The 17,478-nt window shown below is 71.6% G+C and carries 17 protein-coding genes; 7 read left to right on the forward strand and 10 right to left on the reverse strand.

All coding sequences use genetic code 11. The features are described from left to right. Window positions 1–41: 41 nt before the first annotated feature. Window positions 42–1,472, reverse strand: coding sequence for a Fe-S cluster assembly protein SufB (gene sufB, locus ACQP1S_RS22225; RefSeq protein ID WP_091237323.1), 1,431 nt, complete (start codon window positions 1,470–1,472; stop codon window positions 42–44). Further along, window positions 1,469–2,206 carry a helix-turn-helix transcriptional regulator gene (locus tag ACQP1S_RS22230; RefSeq protein ID WP_432908211.1) on the reverse strand — a complete coding sequence of 246 codons (738 nt, stop codon included), beginning with the start codon at window positions 2,204–2,206 and terminating at the stop codon, window positions 1,469–1,471. The genes sufB and ACQP1S_RS22230 overlap by 4 nt, the downstream gene beginning before the upstream one ends. 187 nt (window positions 2,207–2,393) lie before the next feature. Between ACQP1S_RS22230 and ACQP1S_RS22235 the strand changes: the two genes are divergently transcribed. Continuing rightward, a complete protein-coding gene (locus ACQP1S_RS22235) occupies window positions 2,394–3,395 on the forward strand; it encodes a COX15/CtaA family protein (RefSeq protein ID WP_432898729.1) in 1,002 nt (333 codons plus the stop codon). Between the two features lie 145 nt (window positions 3,396–3,540). Here ACQP1S_RS22235 and ACQP1S_RS22240 read toward each other — a convergent pair whose 3' ends face one another. The 3 genes from ACQP1S_RS22240 to ACQP1S_RS22250 form a co-directional block, all read right to left on the reverse strand. Beyond that, window positions 3,541–4,455 (reverse strand): ATP-grasp domain-containing protein, encoded by a 915-nt coding sequence (locus tag ACQP1S_RS22240; protein WP_432898732.1) that lies wholly within the window; start codon window positions 4,453–4,455, stop codon window positions 3,541–3,543. A 29-nt stretch (window positions 4,456–4,484) separates the two neighbouring features. Then, complete coding sequence (locus ACQP1S_RS22245) at window positions 4,485–4,817, reverse strand: hypothetical protein (protein WP_091237324.1); 333 nt, start codon at window positions 4,815–4,817, stop codon at window positions 4,485–4,487. A 286-nt stretch (window positions 4,818–5,103) separates the two neighbouring features. Continuing rightward, a complete protein-coding gene (locus ACQP1S_RS22250) occupies window positions 5,104–6,063 on the reverse strand; it encodes a heme o synthase (RefSeq protein ID WP_432898735.1) in 960 nt (319 codons plus the stop codon). Between the two features lie 264 nt (window positions 6,064–6,327). On the opposite strand from ACQP1S_RS22250, the gene tkt reads away from it, so the two are divergent. The 6 genes from tkt (at window position 6,328) to pgl (ending at window position 13,533) form a co-directional block, all read left to right on the forward strand. Beyond that, complete coding sequence (gene tkt / locus ACQP1S_RS22255) at window positions 6,328–8,457, forward strand: transketolase (protein ID WP_432898738.1); 2,130 nt, start codon at window positions 6,328–6,330, stop codon at window positions 8,455–8,457. A 16-nt stretch (window positions 8,458–8,473) separates the two neighbouring features. Next, window positions 8,474–9,652 carry a transaldolase gene (tal, locus tag ACQP1S_RS22260; protein ID WP_432898741.1) on the forward strand — a complete coding sequence of 393 codons (1,179 nt, stop codon included), beginning with the start codon at window positions 8,474–8,476 and terminating at the stop codon, window positions 9,650–9,652. A 76-nt stretch (window positions 9,653–9,728) separates the two neighbouring features. Then, window positions 9,729–9,953 (forward strand): hypothetical protein, encoded by a 225-nt coding sequence (locus ACQP1S_RS22265; protein ID WP_357783021.1) that lies wholly within the window; start codon window positions 9,729–9,731, stop codon window positions 9,951–9,953. A 2-nt stretch (window positions 9,954–9,955) separates the two neighbouring features. Then, window positions 9,956–11,506, forward strand: coding sequence for a glucose-6-phosphate dehydrogenase (gene zwf, locus ACQP1S_RS22270; RefSeq protein WP_363671036.1), 1,551 nt, complete (start codon window positions 9,956–9,958; stop codon window positions 11,504–11,506). Beyond that, a complete protein-coding gene (locus ACQP1S_RS22275; RefSeq protein ID WP_432898744.1) occupies window positions 11,503–12,519 on the forward strand; it encodes a glucose-6-phosphate dehydrogenase assembly protein OpcA in 1,017 nt (338 codons plus the stop codon). The genes zwf and ACQP1S_RS22275 overlap by 4 nt, the downstream gene beginning before the upstream one ends. 243 nt (window positions 12,520–12,762) lie before the next feature. Beyond that, the gene (pgl, locus tag ACQP1S_RS22280) at window positions 12,763–13,533 is read left to right on the forward strand and encodes a 6-phosphogluconolactonase (RefSeq protein ID WP_432898747.1); all 771 of its coding nucleotides are present in this window, start codon (window positions 12,763–12,765) and stop codon (window positions 13,531–13,533) included. 53 nt (window positions 13,534–13,586) lie between these two features. On the opposite strand, the gene ACQP1S_RS22285 is transcribed toward pgl, so the two are convergent. The 5 genes from ACQP1S_RS22285 to gap all read right to left on the reverse strand — a co-directional run bounded on the left by ACQP1S_RS22285 (window position 13,587) and on the right by gap (window position 17,402). Continuing rightward, window positions 13,587–13,931 (reverse strand): RNA polymerase-binding protein RbpA, encoded by a 345-nt coding sequence (locus ACQP1S_RS22285; RefSeq protein ID WP_091237331.1) that lies wholly within the window; start codon window positions 13,929–13,931, stop codon window positions 13,587–13,589. A gap of 123 nt (window positions 13,932–14,054) precedes the next feature. Then, window positions 14,055–14,315, reverse strand: coding sequence for a preprotein translocase subunit SecG (gene secG / locus ACQP1S_RS22290; RefSeq protein ID WP_088645052.1), 261 nt, complete (start codon window positions 14,313–14,315; stop codon window positions 14,055–14,057). A gap of 95 nt (window positions 14,316–14,410) precedes the next feature. Further along, complete coding sequence (tpiA, locus tag ACQP1S_RS22295) at window positions 14,411–15,202, reverse strand: triose-phosphate isomerase (protein WP_091237332.1); 792 nt, start codon at window positions 15,200–15,202, stop codon at window positions 14,411–14,413. Further along, window positions 15,202–16,401 (reverse strand): phosphoglycerate kinase, encoded by a 1,200-nt coding sequence (locus ACQP1S_RS22300; protein ID WP_432898752.1) that lies wholly within the window; start codon window positions 16,399–16,401, stop codon window positions 15,202–15,204. The genes tpiA and ACQP1S_RS22300 overlap by 1 nt, the downstream gene beginning before the upstream one ends. Then, entirely contained in the window at window positions 16,398–17,402 is a 1,005-nt protein-coding gene (gene gap, locus ACQP1S_RS22305; protein WP_091237334.1) for a type I glyceraldehyde-3-phosphate dehydrogenase, read from the reverse strand. Before gap ends, ACQP1S_RS22300 begins: the two co-directional genes overlap by 4 nt. Window positions 17,403–17,478 lie beyond the last annotated feature (76 nt).

The following is a 17,478-nucleotide window of genomic DNA, read 5'->3' on the forward strand; positions in this document are numbered from 1 at the left end:
CGGCGGGTGCGTCGGTACCCGACCCGGCCCGGCGGGCGGCGTCAGCCGACCGCGCCCTCCATCTGGAGTTCGATCAGGCGGTTGAGCTCCAGGGCGTACTCCATCGGGAGTTCCTTGGCGATCGGCTCGATGAAGCCCCGCACGATCATCGCCATCGCCTCGTCCTCGCTCAGCCCCCGGCTCATCAGATAGAAGAGCTGGTCGTCGCTGATCTTGGAGACGGTCGCCTCGTGCCCCATCGACACGTCGTCCTCGCGGATGTCGACGTACGGGTAGGTGTCCGAGCGGGAGATGGTGTCGACCAGCAGCGCGTCGCACTTGACCGTGCTGCGGCTGTGGTGCGAGCCCTCCAGCACCTGCACCAGACCCCGGTACGAGGTACGGCCGCCGCCCCGGGCGATCGACTTGGAGATGATCGTCGAGGAGGTGTGCGGTGCGGCGTGCACCATCTTGGCCCCGGCGTCCTGGTGCTGGCCCTCGCCGGCCATCGCCACCGAGAGCACCTCGCCCTTGGCGTGCTCGCCGGTCATGTAGACCGCCGGGTACTTCATGGTGACCTTGGAGCCGATATTGCCGTCCACCCACTCCATGGTCGCGCCCTCGTGGCAGACGGCGCGCTTGGTGACCAGGTTGTAGACGTTGGTCGACCAGTTCTGGATGGTCGTGTAACGGCAGCGCGCGTTCTTCTTGACGATGATCTCGACCACCGCGCTGTGCAGCGAGTCGGACGAGTAGAGCGGCGCGGTGCAGCCCTCGACGTAGTGCACGTACGCGCCCTCGTCGACGATGATCAGCGTCCGCTCGAACTGGCCCATGTTCTCGGTGTTGATCCGGAAGTACGCCTGGAGCGGGATCTCCACGTGCACGCCCTTCGGCACGTAGATGAACGAGCCACCGGACCACACGGAGGTGTTCAGCGCGGCGAACTTGTTGTCGCCGACCGGGATCACCGTGCCGAAGTACTCCTTGAAGACGTCCTCGTGCTCCTTGAGGGCGGTGTCGGTGTCCAGGAAGAGGACGCCCTGCTCCTCCAGGTCCTCACGGATCTTGTGGTAGACCACCTCGGACTCGTACTGCGCCGCGACCCCGGCGACCAGCCGCTGCTTCTCCGCCTCGGGGATGCCCAGCCGGTCGTAGGTGTTCTTGATGTCCTCCGGCAGGTCCTCCCAGCTGGTGGCCTGCTTCTCGGTGGACCGCACGAAGTACTTGATGTTGTCGAAGTCGATCCCGGTGAGGTCGGCGCCCCAGGACGGCATCGGCTTGCGGCCGAACAGCCGCAGGCCCTTCAGCCGCAGGTCGAGCATCCACGCCGGCTCGTTCTTCTTCGCCGAGATGTCCCGCACCACCGCCTCGTTGATGCCGCGCTGGGCGGCCGCCCCGGCGACGTCGGAGTCGGACCAGCCGTACTCGTAACGACCGAGGGCGGCAAGCTGCTCTTCCTGGGTCAGGGGCTGGACGATCTGCTCGGTCATCTATCTGTCCTCACAGTGGTGACGGTGTTACCGGACTGGGCGCGCGGCTGGGCCGGAATGTGCGTGGTGCACACCCCGTCGCCGTGCGCGATGGTGGCCAGGCGCTGCACGTGGGTGCCGACCAGACGGGAGATGACCGCCGTCTCGGCCTCGCACAGTTGGGGGAACTCGGCGGCCACGTGCGCCACCGGACAGTGGTGCTGGCAGAGCTGCCCGCCGGAGGCGATCGTGGACGCGTTGGCAGCGTAGCCCTCGGCGGTGAGCGCCCCCGCCAGTGCCTCGGAGCGGGCCAGCGGATCGTCGCCGGCGTCCTCCATGGCGGCCCGGCAGCGGGCCTCCAGCGCGGCGACCTGGTCGGCGGCGAACGCCTCGACCGCGTCGGGGCCGCCGCTGCTGGCGATCCAGCGCAACGCGGCGGTGGCCATGTTGTCGTAGTGGTGGGTGCCGCAGCGCCCGCGGGCCGCGTCGGTGAGCAGGAAGACCTTCGCCGGCCGACCCCGGCCCCGGCTGCCCCGCACGGTCTGCTCCCGGGCCACCACGTCGCCGTCGGCGAGCATCGCGTCGAGGTGCCGGCGGATCGCGGCGGGGCTGAGGCCGAGTGCCGAGCCGAGCTGGCCGGCGGTGGTCGCCCCCTGCTCCAGCAGGAGCTGGGTAACCCGGTCCCGGGTGGAAAGATCGGTGGACGCGGCCGGGGTCAGCTCCGGCAAGGCGGACCGCCCGGCAGCCGGGCCGATGCGCCCCCCGGCACGACGGGACCGCGCGCCGACGCCGACGACCTCGACGGCCGTCGACGGGTGCCCGGAGAGCGCCGTCGCCTTTTTCACAACGACAACGTTACGTAATTCGTCGGGGCCCTGCAAACCCAACCCCGGTGATTCCGCCCACCGGGGCGGCGGAGTCACCCGATCGGGATCAACTACGGTGCGTAGGATTCGCTGCGTGAAGCGATCCGTCCGGTTCCCGGTCCCCGCCGCGCTGGTCCGCCTGCTCGACCGCCACCCGCTCCCGGCCACCCTGCTGCGCCGCCTCGCGTACGCCTCGATCGTGGCCAACGTGGCCATCGTGGTGACCGGTGGGGCCGTCCGGCTCACCGCGTCGGGGCTGGGCTGCCCGACCTGGCCCCGGTGCACCGACGCGTCGTACACCACCACGGCCGAGATGGGGGTGCACGGGGTGATCGAGTTCGGCAACCGGCTGCTCACCTTCGCCGTCGGGGCGATCGCCCTGGCCACCCTGTTGGCCGTGCTGGCCCACCGGCCCCGACGCACCGGGCTGCTGGGGCTGGCGGTCGCGGTGTTCCTCGGCATTCCGGCGCAGGCCGTCATCGGCGGGATCACCGTGCTGACCAACCTCAACCCGTGGGTGGTCGGGCTGCACTTCCTCGCCTCGATGGCGGTCATCGCGGCGGCGTACGCCCTCTGGCGGCGGGTGGTCGACCCGGACGGACCGGCGGTGCCCGTGGTGCCCCGGCCGCTGCGCACCCTGGCCCTGCTCACCACCGCGGTCAGCGTGGCGGTCCTGGTCGTCGGCACCTGGGTGACCGGCAGCGGCCCGCACGCCGGCGACCACGGGGCGGCCCGCAACGGGCTCGACCCGGAAACGATCTCCCAGGTGCACGCCGACGGGGTGTTCCTGCTGATCGGGCTCTCCGTCGCCCTCGTCCTCGCATTCCGGGCGGTCGACGCGACCGGCCCGGCCCGGGCCGCCCTGGTGCTGGTCGCCGTGGAGCTGGGGCAGGGCCTGGTCGGCTTCGTGCAGTACTTCACCCACCTGCCGGCCGTGCTGGTCGCCGCGCACATGCTCGGCTCCTGCCTGGTGCTGCTGGCCACGCTGGGGCTGCTCTGGTCCACCCGGCAGCGCCGGCCGGTCACCGCCGACCCGGCGTCGCCGCCGACCGTGCAGCGGGTGCCCGCCACCGTCTGAGCGCACCGGGGCGTGCCGCCGCTGTCCGGGACGTCCGGTGGGCGGTGGGCGGTGGGCGGTGGGCGGTGGGCGGTGGGCGGTGGGCGGTGGGCGGTGGGCGGTGGGCCTCCCAGCCTGGGCGACCCGCCCGGCGCGGCCGGGACGGTCAGCGGCGGGCGAGGTGGGTCAGCACCGCCTCGGCAAGGCGGTCGGGGGCGCCGTCGGCGTACCCGAGGAACAGCGACGGCTCGGTCAGCTCCAACTCGATCAGCACGGGTGTGCCGTCCGGGCCCGGGAGCAGGTCCACCCGGGCGTAGAGCAGCCGCTGCGGACCGCCCGGGACCTCGGCCAGCACCTGCGCGGCGACCGCCAACTGGGCGTCGGCGGCGGTACGTGGCCTGATGTCCTCCGGCCGGAACAGCCCCTCGACGCCCAGGTCCGGGCCATCGAGCATGGCGCCCTTGCGGATGGCGTGGCTGAACGTGAGGCCGTCCGGGCCGGCCACGAAGAGCAGGGCGGTCTCACCGGCGGTGTCCACCACGTCCAGGTAGGGCTGGATCATGGCGACCCGACCGGCCGCCGACAACCGGTGGACGTGGGCGGCGGCCAACTCCCCGTGTCGCGGGTCGGCGGCGTCGTACCGGCCGGTGTCCTGGCTGCCGGAGCTGACCGTCGGCTTCACCACGTACTCGCCGGGCGGCGGGGGCGGGACCCAGGTGTCGCCCGGCGCGACCCAGGAGGTCGGCACGGTGGGCACTCCGGCGGCGGCGAGTTCGCCGAGGTAGCGCTTGTCGGTGTTCCACTCGACCACGTCGGCGGGGTTGACCAGGGTCGGCACCGTACGGGCCCAGGCAACGAACTCGTCGCGGCGCGGGGCGTAGTCCCACGGCGAGCGGAGCACGACCAGGTCGTAGTGACCCCAGTCGATCCGGGGGTCGTCCCAGACGGCGGCCTCGACGGTGACGTCGCGGGCCGCCAGCGGGGCGAGCACGAGCCGGTCGTCGGCGTAGAGCTCGGCGAAGCCGGAGCAGGTGACGAGAGCGACCCGGGGTTTCCCCCGGGTCGACTGGTGGTGGGTCACGGTGCCGTTTGTCAGCGGGCCATCGTGGGTCAGCGGGCCATCGTGCGCCGGGCCATCGACCGCCACAGGTCGTTGCTCGGCCGCATCTGGTCCATCAGCTCACGCTCCCAGGCGTTCTCGACGGTGACTCCCGCCTGGGCGCACGCCTCCCGGGCGGTCACGGTGTCGTCGGCGAACTGGTCGCCCCACGCACCGTCGGCGCCGACCAGGACGATCCGCGCGCCACGCTTGCCGACGTACTCGATGACCGCCTTCGCGCCACCGTGTCCGGCGGCGAAGGACTTGATGCCCGAGACCAGCCCGTTGGGGGCCGGCTCGGCGGTCTGTTCAGCCGTCAGCGTCGTATCGGAACCTTCTGCCATACGCGAAGCCTAAGCAGACCCGCACCCCGACGCGCGAGAACCATGAACTATTTGTGATGCCAATTACCCGAGGGTTTATCGGAAATCGAAGGCAGATTGCCCGCACATGTCGGATAAATACGGGCACAACGCCCTGTAGGTATCGCCCCGATTTGTCCAGCTCATGGCGGCTTGCGGCACCCGAAGAAAATCTCACCATCCGGACGCGATTCCGACCACCCGGCCGGCGTCGTCGACCGTTCGGACCACCGTCGGCAGGGCGCGGCGGAGCGGGCCGGGCCCCCGGTCAGAGCAGCGCGTCGAGGGCCACCGCGGCGAACACGATGGTCAGGTACGTGGTCGACCAGTGGAACAGGCGCATCGGCTTGACCGGCTCGCCCCGGGTCACCCGGCGGCAGAGCTTGTGCGCCTCGACCAGGAAGACGGTGCCCACCACGGCGGTCGGCACCCCGTAGATCGCGCTCATGCCCAACGGCCACAGCGCCAGTGAGGTCGCCACGGTGAGCCAGGCGAAGATCAGGATCTCGGCGTTCACCCGCCGGGCCGAGGCCACCACCGGCAGCATCGGGATGCCGGCCCGGGCATAGTCGTCCTTGTACTTCATCGCCAGCGGATAGAAGTGCGGCATCTGCCAGAAGAAGACCACCGCGAACAGCACCCAGGCCGCCGGTGCCAACGACCCGGTCACCGCGGCCCAGCCGATCAGGACCGGGGCCGCCCCGCACGCCCCGCCCCAGAAGGTGTTCGCCGTCGTGGTCCGCTTGAGCCAGAGCGTGTAGACCAGGTCGTAGTAGACGATCGCGGCCAGCGTCAGCGCCGTCGCCAACAGGTTGGTGAACGTCGCCATCAGGGCGATCGACACCGCCGCCAGCACCAGACCGAAGATCAGGGCGCTGCGGGGCGAGACGGTGTGCGCCGGCAGCGGACGCCGCTTGGTCCGCCGCATCAACTGGTCGATGTCCCGGTCGATGTAGCAGTTGAGCACGCTGGCCGCACCGGCGGCGAGCGAGCCACCGACCAGCACCACCGCCATCAGCCACAGCGACGGCAGACCGCCGTCGGCGAGCATCATCGCCGGCACCGTGGTCACCAGCAGCAACTCCACGATGCGTGGCTTGGTCAGCGTCACGTACGCCGCCAGCACCGCCCGGACGTCCCGCCGGCGGGACGTCGGCTCCCCGGCCACCGCGCGCACCGGCGGCTGCCCGGCAGAGTTGCTCACGGGGCGCTCGGTGATCATGCTCACGGATTGCCACCTTCCGGCGTCGGCAGGGGAAGTCGGTTCGGCGGGGCCCCGTCGGGGCCCGCACACCGCACCACACACTACGCGCTGTCGTTTTCGCTGCCCGGGCGACCCGACAACGGTGCGGGCCGTCACACCTGACGGGTGACCGAACGATCAGACCCGCCCGTACGTAACTGCCTGCTGAGATCCCCGGGCGGACGTTTAGACCCGCTCGATAGGGTCACCAGTGAGGGTTCCGCCCATCTGCCGAGGAGCACAACCATAGTGGCTGCCAACCGACCCGCACTCAACTGGACCGACCTCGACCGCCGGGCCGTCGACACCGTCCGCGTCCTGGCCATGGATGCCGTGGAGAAATCCGGCAACGGCCACCCCGGCACCGCGATGAGCCTCGCGCCCGCGGCGTACCTGCTGTTCAACCGGGTGATGCGGCACAATCCGGCCGACCCGAACTGGCCCGGCCGGGACCGGTTCGTGCTGTCCGCCGGGCACTCCAGCCTGACGCTCTACATCCAGCTCTTCCTCGCCGGCTACCCGCTGAGCCTGGACGACCTGAAGTCGCTGCGGCAGTGGGGCTCGCTCACCCCGGGCCACCCGGAGCACGGGCACACCCCGGGCGTCGAGACCACCACCGGTCCGCTCGGGCAGGGCCTCGGCAACGCGGTCGGGATGGCGATGGCGGCCCGCCGCGAGCGCGGTCTGTTCGACCCGGAGAGCGAGCCGGGCGCGTCGGTCTTCGACCACCACATCTGGTGCATCGCCTCCGACGGCGACATCGAGGAGGGCATCAGCCACGAGGCGAGCGCCCTCGCCGGGCACCAGCAGCTGGGCAACCTCGCGCTGATCTACGACGACAACGAGATCTCCATCGAGGACGACACCCGCATCGCCAAGAGCGAGGACGTCGCCGCCCGCTACGCGGCGTACGGCTGGCACGTGCAGACCGTCGACTGGCGGGCCGGCGACGCCGACCAGGGCGACTACCACGAGGACGTGGAGGCGCTCTACCAGGCGCTGCTGGCGGCGAAGGCCGAGACCGGCCGTCCCTCGTTCATCGCGCTGCGCACCATCATCGGCTGGCCCGCGCCCAACAAGAAGAACACCGGCAAGATCCACGGCTCGGCGCTCGGCGCCGACGAGGTCAAGGCCACCAAGGAGATCCTCGGCTTCGACCCGCAGCAGAGCTTCCAGGTCGACGAGGACGTGCTCAGCCACGCCCGGGGAGTGCTGACCCGGGGCACCGAGGCCGAGCAGGCGTGGACCGGCGAGTTCGACGGTTGGGCGCAGGCCAACCCGGAGCGCAAGGCGCTCTACGACCGGATCGCCGGCCGGGTGCTGCCGCAGGGCTGGACGGACGCGCTGCCGACCTTCCCCGCCGACGCCAAGGGTGTCGCCACCCGGGCCGCCTCCGGCAAGGTGCTGGAGGCCCTCGCCCCGGTGCTGCCCGAGCTGTGGGGCGGCTCGGCCGACCTGGCGGAGAGCAACAACACCACCATGAAGGGCGAGCCGTCGTTCATTCCGGCCGCCCACGCCACCAAGGACTTCCCCGGCCACGAGTACGGCCGCACGCTGCACTTCGGCATCCGTGAGCACGCCATGGGCTCGATCCTCAACGGCATCGCCCTGCACGGCGGCACCCGCCCGTACGGCGGCACCTTCCTGGTCTTCAGCGACTACATGCGCCCGTCGGTACGGCTCGCCGCCCTGATGAAGCTGCCGGTGACCTACGTCTGGACGCACGACTCGATCGGCCTCGGCGAGGACGGGCCGACCCACCAGCCGGTGGAGCACCTGACCGCGCTGCGCGCCATCCCGGGCCTGGACGTGGTCCGCCCCGCCGACGCCAACGAGACCGCCTGGGCCTGGCGGCAGGCGCTGGAGCACACCGACCGGCCGACCGCGCTGGCGCTGAGCCGGCAGCCGCTGCCGACCCTGGACCGCGAGCAGTACGCCGGCGCCGAGGGCACCGCCAAGGGCGGGTACGTGCTGGCCGAGGCGTCCACCGGCACGCCGCAGGTGATCATCGTGGGTACCGGCTCCGAGGTGCAGCTCTGCCTCACCGCCCGGGAGCGGCTGGAGGCCGACGGCACCCCCACCCGGGTCGTGTCGATGCCCTGCCAGGAGTGGTTCTACGAGCAGGACGAGGCGTACCGGGAGTCGGTGCTGCCGCGCGGCGTCCGGGCCCGGGTGAGCGTGGAGGCGGGCATCGGGATGTCCTGGCGCGGTGTCGTCGGCGACCTCGGCGAGAGCGTCAGCCTGGAGCACTACGGCGCCAGCGCGCCGCACACCGTGCTGTTCGAGCAGTTCGGATTCACCCCCGACCGGATCGTGGCCGCCGCGCACGCGGCGCTGACCCGGGTGGGCGACATCACCGGTTTCACGACCGGCAACTGAGGGGAGCGTGGACGGCATGACGGACAGACTGGGTGACCTCACCGCCGCCGGAGTGGCGGTCTGGCTCGACGACCTTTCCCGGGTACGACTGAGCTCCGGCGGGCTGGACCAGCTCCGCCGCGAGAAGCACGTGGCCGGGGTGACCACCAACCCGACCATCTTCGCCAAGGCGTTGAGCGACGCCGACGAGTACAACTGGCAGCTGAAGGACCTCGCCACCCGGGGCATCGAGGTCGAAGAGGCCGTCCGGATGCTCACCACCTACGACGTGCGGTGGGCGTGCGACGTGATGCGCCCGTCGTACGACGGCAGCGACGGCGTCGACGGTCGGGTCTCCATCGAGGTCGACCCCCGGGTCGCCCACGACACCGACAAGACGGTCGCCGAGGCCAAGGCGCTGTGGTGGCTGGTGGACCGGCCGAACCTGTTCATCAAGATCCCGGCGACCGAGGCGGGGCTGGCGGCGATCACCGCGACCCTGGCCGAGGGGATCAGCGTCAACGTGACGCTGATCTTCGGGCTGGACCGCTACTCCGCGGTGATGGAGGCGTTCCTCGCCGGTCTGGAGCAGGCCAAGGCCAACGGCCACGACCTGTCCGTGATCGGCTCGGTGGCCTCGTTCTTCGTCTCCCGGGTCGACTCCGAGATCGACAAGCAGCTGGACAAGATCGGCTCCGAGGAGGCCAAGGCGCTGCGCGGCAAGGCCGCCGTGGCCAACGCCCAGCTCGCCTACGAGCGGTACACCGAGGTCTTCTCCTCCGACCGCTGGCAGGCCCTGGCCGACGCCGGCGCCCACCCGCAGCGCCCGCTCTGGGCGTCGACCTCCACCAAGAACCCGGACTACCGGGACGTGATCTACGTCGAGGAACTGATCGCGCCGGGCACCGTCAACACCATGCCCGAGTCGGTCGTCACCGCGTACGCCGAGCACGGCGAGACCCGGGGCGACACCGTCACCGGCGCGTACGACGCCGCCCGGAAGGTCTTCGCCGACCTGGCCGCCGTCGGCATCGACATGGCCGACGTGATCGCCACCCTGGAACGGGAGGGCGTGGAGAAGTTCGAGGCCAGCTGGGGTGAGCTGCTCGACGGCGTCCGCACGTCGCTGACCGCGGCGGCGCAGGGCACCGGCGCGCCGAACGAGGCCGCCAAGGGCAACGCCGAGGCGGCCCGGCGGGCCGGGGGCAACGCGTGACCGACGGCGTCGCAGGCGTCGCGGGGCCCGGCCCCGCGACGTGCCACGCCGTCGTCACCGCACCACCGGTGGCGACGTGAGTGATCTGCTGACCGGCGGGGCCGTTGCCGCCGCCGGTCTCGCGGTGCCCGGGGCGGACGCGGTCGGATCGACCGCGCCCGCCGCCGTACCGGCTGCCCTGTACGCGCGGGGCCTCCCGGTGGCACCATCCGACCGGGGCCGGCCGATGCTGCGCCGGCCCCCGGCCGACAGGCCGGCCGCACCGGCCCGGCTGGACGCGATCGGACAATGGCGGGCGTGACGATGGACGACATGGACCAGACGGAGCGAGGAGACGGCGTGAATCCGCTGCGCGACGCGCAGGACCGAAGGCTCCCCCGGATCCCGGAGCCGTGCGCCCTGGTGATCTTCGGGGTGACCGGTGACCTGGCGCGCAAGAAGCTGCTGCCGGCGGTTTACGACCTGGCCAACCGGGGGCTGCTGCCGCCCGGATTCGTGGTGCTGGGCTTCGCCCGCCGGGACTGGGGCGACGGCGACTTCGAGGCGCTGGCCCACGAGTCGGCGAAGAAGCACGCCCGGACACCGTGGCGGGAGGAGGTGTGGGGCCGGCTGGCCGGCAACGTCAAGTTCGTCGGTGGCTCGTTCGACGACGACGCCGCCTTCGACAAGCTCGCCGCGACCCTGAACCAGCTGCGCGACAGCCACGGCATCCACGGCAACGCCGCGTTCTACTTCTCCATCCCCCCGTCGGCCTTCCCGGTGGTGCTCAAGCAACTGGCCCGCACCGGCATGGCCGACAACGACAAGTGCGGCGGCTGGCGGCGGGTGGTGGTGGAGAAGCCGTTCGGCAACGACCTGCCCTCGGCCAAGGAACTCAACGACCTGGTCGACGACGTGTTCACCCGCCAGGACGTCTTCCGGATCGACCACTACCTGGGCAAGGAGACGGTCCAGAACATCCTCGCCCTGCGGTTCGCCAACAACCTCTTCGAGCCGCTGTGGAACTCCAAGTACGTCGACTCGGTGCAGATCACCATGGCCGAGGACGTCGGCATCGGCAGCCGGGCCGGCTTCTACGACTCGGTCGGCACCGCCCGGGACGTGCTCCAGAACCACCTGCTCCAACTGCTCGCCCTGGTCGCCATGGAGGAGCCCACCAGCTTCGACGCCGACGAGATCCGGGCCGAGAAGCTGAAGGTGCTCAAGGCGATCACCCTGCCGAAGGACGTCGCCCGGGGCACCGTGCGCGGTCAGTACCTGCCCGGTTGGGTGGGTGGCGAGCGGGCCGTCGGCTACCTCGACGAGGACGGCGTCCCCGCCGACTCGACCACCGAGACGTACGTCGCCGTGGAGCTGGGCATCCAGAACCGCCGCTGGGCCGGGGTGCCGTTCTACATCCGGGCCGGCAAGCGGCTGCCCCGCCGGGTGACCGAGGTGGCCATCATGTTCAAGAAGGCCCCGCACCTGCCGTTCAACACGGCCGACATGGAGTCGCTGGGCAACAACCAGCTGGTCATCCGGGTGCAGCCGGACGAGGGCGTGGTGCTCAAGTTCGGGTCGAAGGTGCCCGGCACCACCATGGAGGTCCGCGACATCGCGATGGACTTCCAGTACGGCGAGGCGTTCACCGAGTCCAGCCCCGAGGCGTACGAACGGCTCGTGCTGGACGTGCTGATCGGCGACCGGACGCTCTTCCCGGACGCCTCCGAGGTGGAGCAGAGCTGGGCGGTGGTGGACCCGCTGGAGCACGCCTGGGAGGGCACGAAGCCGGAGCCGTACCGCTCCGGTGAGTGGGGTCCCCGGGCCTCCGACGAGATGCTGGCCCGCGAGGGCCGGGCTTGGAGAAGAGCATGATCGGGCTGTGGGACACCACCGGCAACGAGGTGGTCAAGGCGCTCGCCGCCGAGCGGCGCAGCGCGGGCGGGGTGGCCAGCGGGATGGCGCTCACCCTGATCGTGGTGGTCGACGAGAAGCGGGTCCGGGAAGCGGAGGCGGCGGCCACCATCGCCGCCGCCGCCCACCCGTGCCGGCTGCTCGTCGTGGTGCGCGCCGACGTGGAGCGGGAACGCAACCGGCTGGACGCGGAGATCGTGGTCGGTGGCCGGCTGGGCCCGTGCGAGGCGGTGGTGACCCGGATGTACGGCCGGCTGGCCCTGCACGCCGAGTCGGTGGTGATGCCGCTGCTGGTGCCGGACGTACCGGTGGTCACCTGGTGGCACGGCGAACCGCCGGCGGAGATCGCCACCGACTTCCTCGGGGTGGTCGCCGACCGGCGGATCACCGACTGCGCGCAGGCCGTCGACCCGATCGAGGCGCTGCGGGAACGGGCCCGGGACTACTCGCCCGGCGACACCGACCTGGCGTGGACCCGGATCACCCCGTGGCGCACCCTGGTCGCCGGGGCGTTCGACACCACCGAGGCACGGGTCACCGAGGCGACCGTGGTGGCCCCGCGCCGGGACCCGACGGCGGCGCTGATGCAGGGGTGGCTGGCCGCCCGGCTCGGCATCCAACCGCAGTGGCGGCACACCGACGACCACCCGAGGATGCGTCAGGTGCAGCTGCGCTGCGCCAACGGCGACGAGCTGACGCTGACCCGGGACGACAGCATGGCGACGTTCCGGCGTACCGGCCAGGACGACCGGATGCTGCCGCTGGTGCGTCGCCCGCTCGGTGACGAGCTGGCCGAGGAGCTGCGCCGGCTCGACGCCGACCAGGTGTACGCCGAGGCGTTGGGCACCGCGGCCGGCCTGGCCGGCCTGGAGCAGCGACCGGCCCAGCGGGTGCACGTCTGGAAGGACCCGGCCACCGCGCGACGGGCGGAGGCGGGCGTGTCCGCCCACGCCGACACCAGCACGACATCCTGACCGAACGGTCGGTGGGCGGTCCTGCGGGGCCGCCCACCGGTCGGTTCGGGGCCAGCCGGGTCCGCTCCGGGAGGCGGACGGACGCCGACGGAGTCGGTGCCTCTCCCCCGCCCGTCGGCGGAGTCGACCGGTTGCCCCGCACCGCACGACGAGACCCCTGGTGACACCGGCACCCGGCGGGCCGACCGGTCCCCGCCCCCCACGAGCAGGACCGCGCCGAGCGGTCAGGAAACGAAGGCCAAGATGAGTGAGGCGAGTGTCGCGGTCCACGCCGACGCCGATCTGCTGGCGCAGGCGGTGGCGGCCCGGCTGGTGGTGAAGCTGCTCGACGCGCAGGCGGAGCGGGGAGCGGCGTCGATCGTGTTGACCGGCGGGCGGATCGCCGCGGCGGTGCACCGGGCGGTGCTCACCCTGCCCGCCCACGACGCCGTCGACTGGTCCCGGGTGGACATCTGGTGGGGCGACGAGCGCTTCCTGCCGGCCGGCGACCCGGAGCGCAACGAGACGCAGGCCCGGGCCGCGCTGCTGGACCTGGTGCCACTGGACCCGGCCCGGGTGCACCCGATGCCGGCCACCGACGGCCCCACCGGCGACGACCCGGAGACCGGCGCCGCCGCGTACGCCGAGGAGCTGGCGCGGGCGGCCCGGCCCGGGCACGCCGCGCTGCCGCACTTCGACGTGCTGATGCTGGGCGTCGGCGAGGACGGGCACGTGGCGTCGGTCTTCCCCGAGCACCCGGTGCACCACGACACCCGGCCGGTCAGCGCGGTGCGGGGCAGCCCGAAGCCCCCGCCGGTGCGGACCACCCTCACCCTGCCGGCGATCAACACCGCCGAGGAGGTCTGGCTGGTCGCCAGCGGGGCCGACAAGGCGCGGGCGGTGGGGATGGCGCTGGCCGGGGCCGGCTCCAAGCAGCTGCCCGCCGCCGGGGTGCAGGGCGTCTCGCGGACCCTCTGGCTGCTCGACCGGGCGGCGGCGGCCGACGTGCCGGCCCGGCTGCGCAGCCTGCGCTGAGCGGGGGCCGGTCCGCCCGCACCCGGGGTCAGCTCACCCCACCGCCGAAGCGGTCACTCCCGGCCGCGTCGGCGGCGCAGGGCGGCCAGTGCCTCGGCCAGCAGCGCCTCCCCCTCCTCCGGGGTACGCCGCTCCTTCACGTACGCCAGGTGGGTCTTGTAGGGCTCGGGGCGGGCGCGTCCGGGCGGGTTCTGCGCATCCTGACCGGCGGGCAGCCCGCAGCGCGGGCAGTCCCAGACGGCCGGCTCCTCGGCGTCCACCGCCAACCGGATCTCGGTGACGTGGTCGTTGCGGCACCAGTAGGTGACCGCGCGGCGGGGGGCCGGCTCGTACCGTTCGGTGGGGCGCTCTGGTGCCGCACCGATTCGTGAACCACGGATGACGTTGCCACTGGGCACGGTTGCTCCTGTCGTCGGAGGGGACCACCGCCTGAGGCGGGCGGTGGGCGACGTGGCGGAGAAACAAAACTGCGCGCGGTCCGTGACGGACCGCGCGCAGATTGTACGACCTGATCGAGTCGCTCAGGACCCGCTGTTGAGCTGGAGTCGGAGCCAGAGGCCGAGCCCGACGATGCAGGCGAACCAGACGATGCTCACCAGGACGGTGTAGCGGTCCAGGTTCTTCTCGGCCACCGACGAGCCGGCCAGGCTGGAGCTGACCCCGCCGCCGAACATGCTCGACAGTCCGCCGCCCTTACCCCGGTGCAGCAGGATGAGCATGGTGAGCAGAACGCTCGTGATGACCAGCAACACGATCAACGTGTATGCGAACCAGATCGGCATGGCTGGGGTCAGTCCTCTCGTTACGATCCTCGCCCGGACAGATCGGGCACGGCGGCACCGACCGACGGACGGGCGGAGTCAAGAATAGCGAGCGATCAGCGACCCGTGTGCTCCGGGAACCGGCAGATCTTCGCGAACTCCTCAGCGTCCAGGCTGGCCCCGCCCACCAACGCACCGTCCACGTCCGGCTGCGCCATGATCGACGCGACGTTCGACGACTTGACCGAGCCGCCGTAGAGGACCCGGACCTGGTCCGCGGTGCCCTGGTCATAGGTCTCGGCCAGCCGCTTGCGGACCTCCCCGCAGACCTCCTGGGCGTCCTCCGGGGTGGCCGTCTTACCGGTGCCGATCGCCCAGACCGGCTCGTACGCCACCACGACCTTGGTGACCTGCTCGGCGGTGAGGCCCTTGAGCGCGCCGTCGAGCTGGTCGCAGCAGTGCGACACCTGCTTGAGCTGCTCGCGGATCTCCAGGCCCTCACCGATGCAGAGGATCGGGGTGAGCCCGTTGGCCAGCGCGGCGGCCACCTTGGCGTTGACCAGCGCGTCGTCCTCGTAGTGGTACTGCCGCCGCTCCGAGTGCCCGACCGCCACGTACGTGCAGCCCAGCTTGGCCAGCATCGCCCCGGAGATGTCCCCGGTGTACGCGCCGGACTGGTACGGCGACAGGTCCTGCCCGCCGTAGCCGATGAGCAGCTTGTCGCCGTCCACCGCGGTCTGCACGGTGCGCAGGTCGGTGAAGGGCGGCAGGACCACCGTCTCGACGGCGGTGAGCTGCTGCTCGGTGAGGCTCGCGGCCAGCTTCTGCACCAGCAGGTTGGCTTCGAGGTGGTTGAGGTTCATCTTCCAGTTGCCGGCCATCAACGGCCGGCGGGTGACACTCGCCATCAGTCCTCCAGGGCCGCGATGCCGGGGAGGGTCTTGCCCTCCAGGTATTCCAGGGAGGCGCCGCCGCCCGTGGAGATGTGCCCGAACGAGGACTCGTCCAGCCCGAGGGCCCGGACGGCCGCGGCGGAGTCACCGCCACCGACCACGGTGAACGCGTCGGTCTTGGTGATCGCCTCGGCGACACCCCGGGTGCCGTTGGCGAACGCCGGCATCTCGAACACGCCCATCGGGCCGTTCCAGAAGACCGTCTTCGCCGGGGACAGCGCGGCGGTGAAGCCGGCCACCGTCTCCGGACCGATGTCCAGGCCGAGCCGGTGGCTCGGGATGCCGTCGGCGGGCACCGTGTCGTGCGCGGCGTGCGGGGCGAAGGCGTCCGCGACCACCACGTCGACCGGGAGCAGGATCTTGCCGTCGGCGCGGGCCAGAAGGTTGCCGCAGGTCTCGACCATCTCCTGCTCCAGCAGCGAGGTGCCCACCTCGTGGCCCTGGGCCTTGAGGAAGGTGAAGCACATCCCGCCGCCGATGAGCAGCCGGTCGACCTTCGGCAGCAGCGCCTCGATCACCGCCAGCTTGTCGGAGACCTTGGAACCGCCGAGCACCACCACGTACGGGCGCTCCGGCTCGCCGGCCAGCCGACCCAGCACCTCGACCTCGCGCAGCACCAGCCGGCCGGCCACGTGCGGCAGCCGGGCCGGTACGTCGTGGACGCTGGCGTGCTTGCGGTGTACGGCGCCGAAGGCGTCGTCGACGTACGCCTCGCCGAACGCGGCGAGCTGGTCGGCGAAGGCGCCCCGCTCGGCGTCGTCCTTGCTGGTCTCCCCCTTGTTGAAGCGGAGGTTCTCCAGCAGCGCGACCTGACCGTCGGCCAGCGCGTCCACGGTGGTGCGGGCCGACTCGCCGACGGTGTCGGTGGCGAAGTGCACCGGCGCGTCGAGCAGCTCACCGAGCCGCCCGGCGACCGGACGGAGGCTGTACTTCGCGTCCGGGGCGCCCTTCGGGCGACCCAGGTGCGAACAGACCACGACCTTCGCCCCGGCCTGGACGAGCGCACCCAGGGTGGGCAGGACGGCCCTGATCCGGCCGTCGTCGGTGATCTCCCCGGTCTGCTTGTCGAGGGGGACGTTCAGGTCGGCGCGCACCAGCACGCGCCGACCCGACACCCCCTCGGCGAGCAGGTCGTCGAGGTTGCGGATGCTCACAGCGAGGAACCCACCAGCTTGACCATGTCGACGAGCCGGTTGGAGTAGCCCCACTCGTTGTCGTACCAGCCGACGACCTTGACCTGCTTGCCGACGACCTTGGTCAGCGGCGCGTCGAAGAGGCACGACGCGGCGTCGGTGACGACGTCGGAGGAGACGATCGGGTCCTCGTTGTAGACCAGGATGCCCCTGAGCGGACCGTCGGCGGCGGCCTTCATCGCTGCGTTGACCTCGTCCGCGGTGGTTTCCCGGCTGAGGCTGACCGTCAGGTCGGTGGCCGAACCGGTCGGGATCGGCACCCGCAGCGCGTAGCCGTCGAGCTTGCCCTTGAGCTCCGGCATGACCAGGGCGATGGCCTTGGCGGCACCGGTCGAGGTCGGCACGATGTTCAGCGCGGCGGCGCGGGCGCGACGCAGGTCCTTGTGCGGCCCGTCCTGGAGGTTCTGGTCCTGGGTGTAGGCGTGGACCGTCGTCATCAGACCGTGCTCGATGCCGAACGTGTCGTGCAGGACCTTCACCATCGGCGCGAGGCAGTTCGTGGTGCACGACGCGTTCGAGATGATGGTGTGCTTGGCCGGGTCGTACTGGTCGTGGTTCACGCCCATGACGACCGTGACGTCCTCGTTCTTCCCCGGAGCGGAGATGATGACCTTCTTGGCCCCGCCGTCGATGTGCGCCTTGGCCTTGGCGCCGTCGGTGAAGAAGCCGGTGGACTCGATGACGACGTCCACGCCGGCGTCGCCCCACGGCAGCTTCGACGGGTCCTTCTCGGCGAACGCCTTGATGGTCTTGCCGCCGACGATGATCTCGTCGGCGGTGGCCTTGACCTCGTGCGGCAGGCGACCGAGGATGCTGTCGTACTTGAGCAGGTGGGCGAGCGTCGCGTTGTCGGTCAGGTCGTTCACGGCGACGACCTCGATGTCGGCGTCGGACGCCAGCACGGCCCGGAAGAAGTTACGGCCGATGCGGCCGAAGCCGTTGATGCCAACCCGGATGGTCACAGGTCCCATCTCCTCGCGTTCTGGTCCGCCGACGTCAGAACCGGGCCGGCGGAGGTGTGTTCGCCGGCCGGTGAGC

The sequence above is a fragment of the Micromonospora matsumotoense genome, assembly GCF_050951065.1.
GTDB classification, from domain to species: Bacteria; Actinomycetota; Actinomycetes; order Mycobacteriales; family Micromonosporaceae; genus Micromonospora; species Micromonospora matsumotoensis.